This window comes from Cribrihabitans pelagius, assembly GCF_048820915.1.
GTDB classification, from domain to species: domain Bacteria; phylum Pseudomonadota; class Alphaproteobacteria; order Rhodobacterales; family Rhodobacteraceae; genus Cribrihabitans_A; species Cribrihabitans_A pelagius.
In genome coordinates, this window is the sequence record NZ_JBMERR010000004.1 from 56,708 (window position 1) to 67,869 (window position 11,162).

Annotated in this window: 11 protein-coding genes; 2 read left to right on the forward strand and 9 right to left on the reverse strand. The window is 66.1% G+C overall.

What is annotated here, in order from left to right; genetic code table 11:
- Positions 1-98: 98 nt before the first annotated feature.
- The 6 genes from dnaG to ACOHX0_RS04945 form a co-directional block, all read right to left on the reverse strand.
- Positions 99-2,114, reverse strand: coding sequence for a DNA primase (dnaG, locus tag ACOHX0_RS04920; protein WP_420675575.1), 2,016 nt, complete (start codon positions 2,112-2,114; stop codon positions 99-101).
- Position 2,115: 1 nt separating this feature from the next.
- Positions 2,116-2,454 (reverse strand): hypothetical protein, encoded by a 339-nt coding sequence (locus ACOHX0_RS04925; RefSeq protein ID WP_420675576.1) that lies wholly within the window; start codon positions 2,452-2,454, stop codon positions 2,116-2,118.
- Positions 2,455-2,491: 37 nt separating this feature from the next.
- Positions 2,492-3,037, reverse strand: a complete 546-nt coding sequence (locus ACOHX0_RS04930) for a sarcosine oxidase subunit gamma (protein WP_420675577.1) — start codon at positions 3,035-3,037, stop codon at positions 2,492-2,494.
- Complete coding sequence (locus ACOHX0_RS04935) at positions 3,030-5,975, reverse strand: sarcosine oxidase subunit alpha family protein (RefSeq protein WP_420675578.1); 2,946 nt, start codon at positions 5,973-5,975, stop codon at positions 3,030-3,032. Before ACOHX0_RS04935 ends, ACOHX0_RS04930 begins: the two co-directional genes overlap by 8 nt.
- Positions 5,972-6,241 (reverse strand): sarcosine oxidase subunit delta, encoded by a 270-nt coding sequence (locus ACOHX0_RS04940; RefSeq protein ID WP_420675579.1) that lies wholly within the window; start codon positions 6,239-6,241, stop codon positions 5,972-5,974. Before ACOHX0_RS04940 ends, ACOHX0_RS04935 begins: the two co-directional genes overlap by 4 nt.
- A 90-nt stretch (positions 6,242-6,331) precedes the next feature.
- Positions 6,332-7,585 (reverse strand): sarcosine oxidase subunit beta family protein, encoded by a 1,254-nt coding sequence (locus ACOHX0_RS04945; protein WP_420675580.1) that lies wholly within the window; start codon positions 7,583-7,585, stop codon positions 6,332-6,334.
- 193 nt (positions 7,586-7,778) lie between these two features.
- Between ACOHX0_RS04945 and ACOHX0_RS04950 the strand changes: the two genes are divergently transcribed.
- On the forward strand, positions 7,779-8,411 hold the full coding sequence (locus ACOHX0_RS04950; RefSeq protein WP_420675581.1) for a transglycosylase domain-containing protein: 633 nt from the start codon (positions 7,779-7,781) through the stop codon (positions 8,409-8,411).
- 86 nt (positions 8,412-8,497) lie between these two features.
- Here ACOHX0_RS04950 and ACOHX0_RS04955 read toward each other — a convergent pair whose 3' ends face one another.
- Positions 8,498-8,716: a GDCCVxC domain-containing (seleno)protein gene (locus tag ACOHX0_RS04955; RefSeq protein WP_420675582.1), complete on the reverse strand. Its 219-nt coding sequence runs from the start codon at positions 8,714-8,716 to the stop codon at positions 8,498-8,500.
- Between the two features lies 1 nt (position 8,717).
- Positions 8,718-9,041: a hypothetical protein gene (locus ACOHX0_RS04960; RefSeq protein ID WP_420675583.1), complete on the reverse strand. Its 324-nt coding sequence runs from the start codon at positions 9,039-9,041 to the stop codon at positions 8,718-8,720.
- A gap of 97 nt (positions 9,042-9,138) precedes the next feature.
- Between ACOHX0_RS04960 and ACOHX0_RS04965 the strand changes: the two genes are divergently transcribed.
- On the forward strand, positions 9,139-9,534 hold the full coding sequence (locus ACOHX0_RS04965) for a MerR family transcriptional regulator (RefSeq protein ID WP_420675584.1): 396 nt from the start codon (positions 9,139-9,141) through the stop codon (positions 9,532-9,534).
- Between the two features lie 68 nt (positions 9,535-9,602).
- Here the strand turns inward: ACOHX0_RS04965 and ACOHX0_RS04970 are convergent, their stop codons facing one another.
- A complete protein-coding gene (locus tag ACOHX0_RS04970; RefSeq protein ID WP_420675586.1) occupies positions 9,603-11,033 on the reverse strand; it encodes a Glu/Leu/Phe/Val family dehydrogenase in 1,431 nt (476 codons plus the stop codon).
- Between the last annotated feature and the right edge of the window lie 129 nt (positions 11,034-11,162).

Genomic DNA, 11,162 nt, shown 5'->3' on the forward strand with positions numbered 1-11,162 from the left:
GTCGCGCGAATCATTAGCGCGATGTTCTGATTCGTCACCCGGTTTACTCAATTTTCTTTTGCTCTTCCTTAGCAAAACGCAGAATCACGCACTGCATGTCATTTGCCGGAAAAGCCGATCCGGTCCAGAAGGGCGCCAAAGGCATCGCGTTCCTCGCGGTTGAGGCGCGCGCCGTTTTCACCCACATCATACTGCGCCTTGTCCTCATTTTCGCTGCGCACCGCCCGGTTGCGGGCCTCCGCGGCCTGACCCAGGCGCCAGGTCAGGGCTTCGTCGGCCAGCCCGCTCAGATCCTCCGTGGCCTCCGCCAGTTCCGCATCCAGCCCGCGCCCGGCTTCCAGTTTCGCGAATTCTTCCGCCAGGGTCATGGCGGCCAGTTCGGTGTCGCCGGGTTTGCGCAGGCTGGGGATGATAGCCACATGGCGCAGCGCATAGAGGTTTTCAAGAGCGTGCGGGCCCAGCGCCCAATCTATTTCCTCGCGCAGCCGCTCCGGCGCCTCGATCCCCACCCGCAGCGCCAGGTCGCGCAGCGCCGCCAGATCCGGGTCGGCGCACTGCAGACGCTCCAGCCGGGGTTCAAATTCCACGATCACCGCGGGCGTGGTAATGGCAGTCGCCAGGATCACCGCCTCGCGCATGCGGGCAAAGGCGCCCTCATCCGCCGCCGCCACCAGCGAGGCACGGGTGGTGGCGCGCGGCTGCGGCACCGGGCCGGCAAAGCCCTTGCCGCGCCAGGGCGCGCGCACGCCATCGCGGAATCCGCCGCCGCCGCCGGGCTTCAGCTGGTAGCCGCCCTTGCCGCCGCCGCTGGCATTTCCCCCGCCGCGATTGCTGCGGAACAGCTGCCAGCGCAGCTCCTTGATGTCGTCGCCGTAATGCTTTCGGATCGAAGGATCGCGGATCAGCCGGATCTTGTCGCGCAGGCTCTTGTCCAACGCCGCCTTGCGCTCGGGGCTGTCAAAGACCTTGCCCGCGGTCTCGCGCTGCCACAGCAGCTTCACCATCGGCATCGCCTGGTCCAGCACCGCCTGCACCGCCTCCGCGCCTTCGCTGCGGATCATGTCGTCGGGGTCCTTGCCCTCGGGCATCAGCGCAAAGCGCAAACTCTTGCCCGCCTCCAGCAGCGGCAGCGCCAGGTCGATGAGCCGCATCGCCGCGCGCAGGCCCGCGGTGTCGCCATCCAGCGCGATGACCGGCTCGTCCGAGATCCGCCACAGCATCTGCAGCTGGTTTTCCGTGATCGCGGTGCCGAGCGGCGCAACGGAGGACTGGAAGCCGCCCTCGGCCAGGGCGATCACATCCATGTAGCCCTCGGCCACGATCAGCGGCGCACCCCGCCCGGAGGCCGCCCGCGCGGGCCCGTGGTTGTAGAGGCTGCGGCCCTTGTCGAACAGCTCGGTCTCGGGCGAATTCAGGTACTTGGCGTTGTCATTCGGGTCCATCGCCCGGCCGCCAAAAGCAATCGCGCGCCCGCGCGCATCGCGGATCGGGAACATGATCCGGTTGCGGAAGGTGTCGTAAGGCTTGCCGCCCTTGTTCGAAGGCTTGCCGAGGCCCGCGCCGAGGATCAGGTCCTCAGCCACCCCCTTGCCGCGCAAATGGTCCCAGAGGTTCTGCCAGCCGTTCGGGGCAAATCCGATCTCCCAGCGGTCCAGCGCCGGCGGCATCAGCCCGCGGCGCTGAAGGTAGGCGCGCGCCTCCTGCGCCGCACCGGTCTTCAGCTGCAGGCGGAAGAACTGCACCGCCTGTTCCATCACATCGGCGAGCAGCGCCCGGCGGTCCTGTTTCTCCTGCGCCCGGGGATCGCGTTTGGGCATCTCCAGCCCCGCCTCCCCCGCCAGGATCTCCACCGCTTCCATGAAGCTGACGTTTTCCGTCTCCTGCACGAACTTCAGCGCATCGCCCTTCGCATGGCAGCCGAAGCAGTAATAGAACCCCTTGCGGTCCTCGACGTGGAACGACGCCGTCTTCTCGTGGTGGAAGGGGCACGGGCTCCAGTAATCCCCCTTGCCCGGCTGCGACTTGCGCTGATCCCACATGACCTTGCGCCCGACAACGTCAGACAGGCTGACCCGGGTGCGCAGTTCATCAAGGAAGCCGGGCGGCAGGGACATGTCAGTTCGACTTCAGCTGTTTTTGCATTTCCTGGATCCGGTCCCAGTTCTCCAGGCACTGCTGCTCAAAGACCGCGCCCAGATCGGTGCCGCGCAGGTCGCGCCGCTTCATCGCGTAGACATGCGCGGAAAGCTGCGGGATCGCGCGGGTGTAGACTTCCGGCCATTCCGGCTCACTCGCCAGAATCGCCTGCTCCACGTCGTCCTGCGGCACCCGGTCGAGGCGCGCCTGCTGGACCGCGGCCATGACCTGGCCCTGATACTTGCAGCTTTCTTCTTTGGTTTCGGATGCATAGGCCGGCGCCGCCAGCAAGGCAGCGGCGAGGAAGATGCGGATCATGGATCAGCTCCGGGAATCAGTTCGTGATCCACGGAGGTTACCCCCGCGCCGCCAGAGCTTCCATCGCTGTTTTCAGATCATGCACCAGCGTCTGCGTCATCGAGCGGAACACCATGATGCGGAAAGCATCCGGGCCCACGCGCGTAACCGAGGCCATCATGTGCTTCAGTTCACTGCGCAGGGTGCGGCCTTGCGCAAACTGCCGCGCCCTCAGATCCACCGGCACCAGCCGCGCCAAGACATCTTCGGCGCCCGCCCCCTCCAGCCGCACCACCGCCCAGGCGTCGCTCTGATCGGTGAGTGCCGCATGTTCCGCAAGGCTTGCGTCCGGCGCCGCCCCGATCAGGAGCGCCATCTCCCGTCCAAACCACAGCGCCTCCACGCCCTGGCCCTGCAACGCGCGGTTCGGATCGGGAAACCCAACACCATGCGCCGCCTCCATCGCCGCGCCCAGCGCCTCCCGCCGCCCCTTGTAGGGCGCGATACTCCACATCGTGCCCAAATGTTCCTCGCTCAGGCGCATCCCGCCAATTGCGGCGGGCAGCAGCCCCAAGCAAGCACTCTTAGCCGTCAGCTCAGCCACGCGCCCTCCCTCCCTCAGGGTCAAAGAATACCGGCGGCACCACCTCGCACAGCGTGTCCGCCCCGCGCATGTGATCGACCAGCCGCACCGTTTCGCCAATCCGCTCCGGCCCCTCCTTCAGGAAGCCAAGCCCGATGGGATGCCCTAGCGCGGGCGAGAAACAGGCGGAGGTCACATAACCCTGATCCGCCGCGCGCTCGACCGGATCGCCGGGGGTGAAGAGATGCGCGCCCGCGGTGATCTCTTGCGCCGCGCCCGCGGGCTTCAGCCCGACGAGCCGCATCCGGTCCTCTGCCACCAGGCCCTCACGCGCCGCCATCGCCTTGCCGATGAAAGGCTTCTTCTGCGACATCATCCCCTGCAGCCCAAGGTCGTGCGCCGTGACCGTGCCGTTGATCTCGGCATGGGTGATCAGCCCCTTCTCGATCCTGAGCACATTGAGCGCCTCCATCCCGTAAGCTCCGCCGCCCAGCGCCTCGGCCCGCTTCAACAGCTCCCGGTACAGGCTCTCGCCATAGCGCGCGGGCACCGCGATCTCATAGGCCAGCTCGCCCGAGAAAGAGATCCGGAACAGCCGCCCGTTGACGCCCAGCACGGAGACCTCTCCACAAGCCATGAAGGGCCAGCTTTCACTGCCGAGCTCCTGCTCCAGCAGCGCACTCAGCAGCTCCCGCGATTTCGGCCCGGCCACGGCAAACTGCGCCCAGTGCTCGGTGACCGAGGCAAAACGCACGTCCCACTCCGGCCGCAGCACTTGGGAAGCAAACTCCAGATGCGCCATCACCTCCCCCGCCGCGGCGGTGGTGGTGGTCATCACGTAGTGGGTGTCCCCCAGCCGCGCGGTGGTTCCGTCATCCATGACAAACCCGTCCTCGCGCAGCATCAGCCCATAGCGCACGCGCCCCTGTTTCAAGGTGCTGAAGGTGTTGGTGTAGACGAAATCCAGCAGCCTGCCCGCGTCCGGCCCCTGGATGTCGATCTTGCCGAGGGTGGAGACATCGCAGATCCCCACCGCACTGCGCACCATCGCCGCCTCGCGGTCGCAGGACTGGCGCCAGTGGGTCTCCCCCGCCTTGGGGAACCAGGCCGCCCGGTACCACAGCCCGGCCTCTAACTGCTCGGCGCCCCGCGCCTCGCTCTCCCGGTGCGAGGTGAGGAAGCGCTGCGGCTTGAACCCCGCCTCCGTGGCCCCCGCCCCCATCGCCCCGAGCGCAACCGGCACAAACGGCGGACGGAAAGTGGTGGTGCCGGTCTCGGGGATTGTCCGGCCCGTGGCATCTGCCAGCACCGCCAGCGCCGAGACGTTCGAGATCTTGCCCTGATCGGTCGCCATGCCTTGCGTGGTGTAGCGCTTCATGTGCTCGACCGAGCGGAAGTTCTCCGCCGCCGCCTGTTTCACGTCCTTCACGGTGACATCGTTCTGGAAGTCGAGCCAGGCGCGCCCGCGGCCCGGCACTGCCCACAGCGGCGTGATGCGGTAGGGATCATCCTCCGCCTCGAGCAGGTCCGCTGCGGGGGAGTGCCTGCCCAGCGCCTCCAGCACCTGCCCCGCCGCCGCCGCGCCCTCGCGCAGGCAGGCGGCGGTGGAGAAGGCGCCATTGCAGGCCCCCGCCGTCACCATTCCCGGCACCGCGCCTTCCGCTGGCACAAAAGCCGCCAGCTCGCGCCGCCAGACCGGCCGCGCGTTCAGGTGGCAGGTCAGATGCACCGAGGGGTTCCAGCCGCCAGACATCGCCAGGCAGTCGGTCTGTATCCTCTCCTCGCCGCGGACCGAGCGCAGGGTGATGCTCTCCAGCCGCCGCCGCCCCGCCGCGTCGCAGACCTGGGCGCCACGGATCACCGGCCAGTCACCGTTTTCGGGGCCATCATGGCGGCTGTCGATCACCGCCGCCACATGCACCCCCGCCGCCGCCAGATCGCGCGCGGTGCGGTGCGCCTGGTCGTTGTTTCCAAAGACAGTGACCCGCTCCCCGGGCGCCACCCCCCAGCGGTTCAGATAGGTGCGCACCGCGCCCGCCATCATGATCCCCGGCCGGTCGTTGTTGCGGAAGGCAACGGGCCGCTCGATGGCCCCCGCCGCCAGCACTGCGTGTTTGGCCGCGATGCGCCAGAAACACTCGCGCGGCAGGAGGCTCCCCTCCGGCGAAGCACTGCGCGGCAGATGGTGCGAAACACGCTCCAGGGCGCCATAGGTGCCCTGGTCGTAGGCACCGGTGACGGCGGTGCGCGGCATCAGGCGCACGTTCTCCATTGCGCGAAGCTCCGCCACAGCTTCCGCCGCCCAGAGATGCCCCGGCTTGCCGCCGACCTCCTCGCGCTCGGCCAGCAGCCGCCCGCCCATCTGGCTGTCTTCCTCGCAAAGGATCACATCGGCGCCCGCCCGGCCTGCCTGCAAGGCCGCCATCAGCCCCGCAGGCCCGGAGCCGATCACCAATACGTCGCAGAAGGCATAGGCCTTCTCGCAGGTGTCCGCGTCCGCCTCACCCGAAAGCGCGCCCAGCCCGGCCGCCCGGCGGATCACGGGCTCATAAAGCTTCTCCCAGAACCCCGCGGGCCACATGAAGGTCTTGTAATAAAACCCGGCGCCAAGGAAGGGCGCGGCGAGGTCGTTCACCGCCAAGAGATCCCTCTCCAGCGACGGCCAGCGGTTCTGGCTGCGCGCCTCCAGCCCCTCGTACAGCTCCTGCCGGGTGGCGCGCACATTGGGGTCCTGCTGCCCGCCGCGGCCGATGGTGACCAGCGCGTTCGGCTCCTCGCTGCCCGCGGTCAGCACGCCCCTCGGGCGGTGGTACTTGAAAGACCGCCCCACCAGATGCACCCCATTGGCCAGGAGCGCCGCCGCCAGCGGCTCGCCCTCCAGCCCCATCATGTGGCGCCCGTCAAAGGAAAAGCTCACCGGCCGCGCCTCCGGGTTCAGCCCCTTGCCTGCCAGCCTCATGCCGCCCCTCCCAGTCCGGCATCCGCTGCCAGCCGCACCGCCAGAACCGCGTGGCTCACGGTATCGCGCGTCACCACCAGCCAGGCGCCGCAGCCCATTTCGTGATACCACAGCTCCTCCAGACGCCCGGCCGGGTTCTCACGCAGGTGCAGATAGCCGTGCCAGGCGTCCAGCCCCGCGCCATCCGGCGGCCGCAACGCTGCCGCCCCCTTCACGGTAAACTCCCGCCGGTCCCGCTCGCCGCAGTGCGGACAGCTGATCCTCATGTTTCCCGCTCCTTCATCTTGCCGGAAATACTCCGGGGGTGAGGCCGCCAGGCCGAGGGGGCAGCGCCCCCTGCCACGCCTGCCACAAAGTCAATGCAGGTTGTGCTGGGCACCGGTGCCCTCCTCGTCCATCAGCCCCCGGCCGGTGCGGAACCTGTCCAGCCGGAACTTCTCCGCCGACGGGTGCGGGCGGTCCGTGGCAATCAGATACGCATACGCATGACCCGAACCGGGCGTCGCCTTGAAGCCGCCGTAACACCAGCCGCAGTTCAGGTAGAGCCCGTCGACGGGTGCATGATCGATGATCGGCGAGCCATCCGGCGTCATGTCCATGATGCCGCCCCAGCTCCGCAGCAGCCGCGCCTTGCCGATGGCGGGCAGCATCGCCATGCAGGCCTCCATCGTGTGCTCCGCCATCGGCAGGTTGCCCCGCGCCGCGTAAGACGCGTAGAAATCCAGGTAGCTGCCAAACACCAGCCCGCCCTTGTCGGACTGGCTGATATAGAGATGCCCCTCGGCAAAGGTGATCACGTGGTCGATCAGCGGCTTCAGCCCTTCGGTCACGAAGGCCTGCAGCACGTGGCTTTCAATCGGCAGGGTGAGGCCGGCCATCGCCGCCACCTGGCCGGAGCGCCCGGCCGCCGCCAGCGCCACTTTTCGCGCGCGGATCACCCCGCGGGAGGTCTGCACGCCGGTGACCCTGCCGTCCTCCACGTTGATGCCGGTCACCTCGCAGTTCTGGATCAGGTCCACCCCGCGCATGTCCGCGCCGCGGGCATAGCCCCAGGCCACTGCATCATGGCGCGCGGTGCCCGCCCGGCGCTGCATCAGCGCGCCCCTGATCGGGAAGCGGTTGCTCTCGTAGTTCAGAAACGGCGCCAGCCTGCGCAACTGTTCGCGGTCCAGCAGCTCGGCATCGTCGCCCTGGTTCACGATGGCATTGCCCCGCCGCACCGCGGCGTCTCGCTGGCCGTCGTTGTGAAAGACGTTGAGGATACCGCGCTGCGACATCATCGCGTTGTAGTTCAGATCCTGCTCCAGCCCCTCCCAGAGCTTCAGCGAATGCGAATAAAACTCGGAATTGCCGGGAAGGTAGTAATTGGCGCGCACGATGGTGGTGTTGCGCCCGACGTTGCCGCCGCCGAGATAGCCCTTCTCCAGCACCGCCACATTGGTGATCCCGTGCTCCTTGGCGAGGTAATAGGCGGTCGCCAGCCCATGCCCGCCGCCGCCGATGATCACCACGTCATAACTGCGCTTGGGCTCCGGGTCGCGCCACTGCGGCCGCCAGCCCTTGTTGCCGGTCATCCCCTCGCGCAGCACGCGCCAGCCCGAAAACCGCATGCCATTTCTCCCCGTTAGACAGCCACCCGCCCCGCAGCGCGGCTGGCGGCAGGACATACGAACTGCGAATATCTGTCCAGTCCAAAATCACCGCCCAGCGCACGCGGCGCAGCAAACAGGGCACACTCAATAAGCAGGCAGCGGTTCAGTTTGCCCAGTGGCAATCTTCAAGAAAATTCCAGGGAGAGCCACGATGCGCCGCTGCACAGTAATACTGATTTCGCTGCTCACATTGGCGGTGCCGGCTAAAGTCTGGGGTGAGAAAGCTGCAGGTATCCTTAGCCCCGCGGACATCCAGGAGCGCTATCAGGAAGCTGCGGACGAATGGCCCGAAATTCCGGAATGGGTGCTTCTGGCCTTCGCCGCACCGCTGGACCGCCGTTTCTTCGACAAGAAGCCGCACTTCTCAAGAGTTACGGGCACTGTGACGGGCTGGCACGTTCAGCCGGGGGCAGGACGGCTGCAAAGTTATGCAACGGCCTATATCATCGGGCAGGCCCTGTCGCATCACCAGATCCTGACCTGGCACGTGAACCAGGTATTCCTCGGCCAAGGCTGCTTTGGCGTTTCCGGCGCTGCCATGGCCTACTTCGGCAAGACAGCCGAGGAACTGACCCTTGGGGAAGCGGCCTATCTCGCAGGCCTGCCCATAGCCCCTGCGGTCTTCCATCCTTTCAGATCGTATGAACGCGCGGTTCAAAGGAGAAACTTCGCGCTTGGGGAAATTCTGAAAGCAGGATTTATTATTAAATCCGAAGCGACAGCGGCAATGGGGAAGCCGCTGATTGTCCGCGACCCTCTGGGCACCTGCGGCAGCCGCGGCTAGCCGGCCGCGGCAGGAACGCGAAGCGCAATGGCGGAGGCGCCGCCGCAGCGCATCCCGGACGGGTCAGACAGTATTGCGGCCCGCGCTCACCCGCAGCAGTCCTTCCCCATTTGCACCGGCGGGCAAGCCACGGTGCCGTAGGAGCAATAGACGCAGCAGTCGCCCGGCTTGGGCCGCAGCAGCGCCTTGCAGGAGGGACATTCATAGAACCACTGGCAGGAGTCGGTTGGCATCGTGCCGGTCTCCGCATGCCCGCATTCCGGGCAGGTCACCTTGCTTTCCAGCACCACGGATTGCTCTGTCATCTTACATCCACGTAATCAAATAATCGTTAATCCGGGCTTCGTTCACCACAACACCCCACGCCAGGCCGGTCACTGCGGCGCTCCCCGCAAGCCACCATTTCAGCTTCGCAACCGCGCCGTGCCGGTAAGACACCCACCACGACACCGCAACCAGCAGGGTCGAGAGCGCCAGCACATAATAGCTGGCCGCCGCAATTTTCCCAAACATCGCAAAGCCGCCGCCCCCCAGGCCCAGCAGCATCATCGTCATCGGCAAGACACAGCAACTTGCCGCTCCAAGCGCAGATACTGATCCCAAGCAGCTCACTCCCAGGTGTTTCTCCATTGCTTTCCTCCGCTGGCATCGTTTCGCCGCATTGCAGCTCCTGTGCCTGAGGGTATAACTTCTGTAGCGGCTACAGGATCAAGAGAAACGGTATCACATGATTGCGATAGGAGAGGCGTCCAGGCAGAGCGGGGTCGGCATCGAAACAATCCGCTATTACGAGCGGGAAGGAATCGTGCCCAGGCCGGCGCGGGCTGCGAACAACAGGCGCCTTTATTCGGCGCAGGACGTGGGCAGGCTGCGCTTTCTGAAACGGTGCCGCGATCTCGGGTTTCCGCTTTCAGACGCGAAGACACTGCTCGCCCTTTCCGAAGGGGGCGGCGAAGACTGCCGGGCCGTGCGGGAAATGGCAGAGCTTCACATTGCCGGCATACGCAACAAGATCGATGAACTCAGGCGCCTGGAAGCCGCGCTGAAGGAACTTACGGCCAATTGCGTTCGGGGAAACCTCTCCTGCCCGTTGCTGCACGAGTTGCGCACCGTGCTGGACTGAACGCGGTCTCATCGAAAAAGGGCGGAAGGTTGCCCCTCCGCCCCGCCGTTCCATGCTCCAAGCGCCGCTTACAGGCCCTTGGCGTGGTAGCTCTTGGCGACCTTGTCGATCGACACCAGATAGGCGGCGGTGCGCAGGTCGGTGACGTCGTCGCGGCTGTGCCAGACCTCGCGCATCGACTGGTAGGCCACCCGCATGGTGTCATCGAGACCGGAACGCACCAGTTCCAGCTCGCCCGCGCCTTTCAGGTACTTGTTTTTGAAGTTCGGGGACATCGACCAGGTTTCGCCCATCACATCGTCCAAGCGTTGCAGCTCGTCGATCACCAGCTGGTGCCGCGCCTCTTCCTGGCGCCGCTGCATGCGGCCGAACCGGATGTGGGAAAGGTTCTTGACCCATTCGAAATAGGAGACGGTCACACCGCCGGCGTTGGCGTACATGTCCGGGATGATCACGCAGCCCTTCTTGCGCAGCACCTCGTCGGCGCCCGCGGTGACCGGTCCGTTTGCGGCCTCGATGATCAAGGGCGCGGTGATCCGCTCGGCGTTGCCGAGGTTGATCACCCCTTCCAGCGCCGCCGGGATCAGGATGTCGCATTCCTCTTCCATCAGCAGCGCGCCGTCTTCGACAAAGCGTGCATCCGGGTAACCGGTGATGCCGCCGTGCTTGACGATCCAGTTGTGCACCGCCTCCACGTCGAGCCCGTCGGGGCTGAACAGCCCGCCGTCCCGCTCGATGATGCCGGTGATGCGGGCGCCGTCTTCCTCGGCCAGGAAGGAGGCCGCGTGATAGCCCACATTGCCAAGCCCCTGCACGATGACGCGCTTGCCTTCCAGCGAGCCGGTCAGCCCGGCGGCGGCCATGTCGTCGGGATGGCGGAAGAACTCGCGCAGGGCGTATTGCACACCACGCCCCGTGGCCTCGACCCGGCCCGCGATGCCGCCGGCGTTCAAGGGCTTGCCGGTGACGCAGGCCTTGGAGTTGATGTCGGTGGTGTTCATCCGCGCATATTGGTCGGCAATCCAGGCCATTTCGCGCTCGCCGGTGCCCATGTCGGGCGCGGGCACGTTCTGGGAGGGGTTGATCAGGTCGCGCTTGGCCAGCTCATAGGCGAAGCGGCGGGTGATCAGCTCCAGCTCGTGCTCTTCATACTCGCGCGGGTCGATGCACAGGCCGCCCTTGGAGCCGCCAAAGGGCGCTTCCACCAGGGCGCATTTATAGGTCATCAGGGCCGCCAGCGCCTCCACCTCGTCCTGGTTCACCGCGGGGGAATAGCGGATGCCGCCCTTCACGGGCTCCATATGTTCCGAATGCACAGAACGGTAGCCGGTGAAGGTATGCATGCTGCCGCGCAGGCGCACCCCGAACCGCACCGTGTAAGTCGCGTTGCAGACCCGGATCTTCTCCTCCAGCCCGGGCGGGAGATCCATCAGGGAAACGGCTCTGTTGAACATCAGGTCCACGCTTTCGCGAAAACTGGGTTCTGTGCGGCTGCTCATGTAAACTTCTCCGTACTCAAACATCGACTCGGTGCCGAATGTGCCCTCACTTTATGCAGAGACGATTACCGAGTGCGACCTTTTTGACCCTTTCCCGGCGCAAAGAATCGGCCTCCGACCGCAAATTTT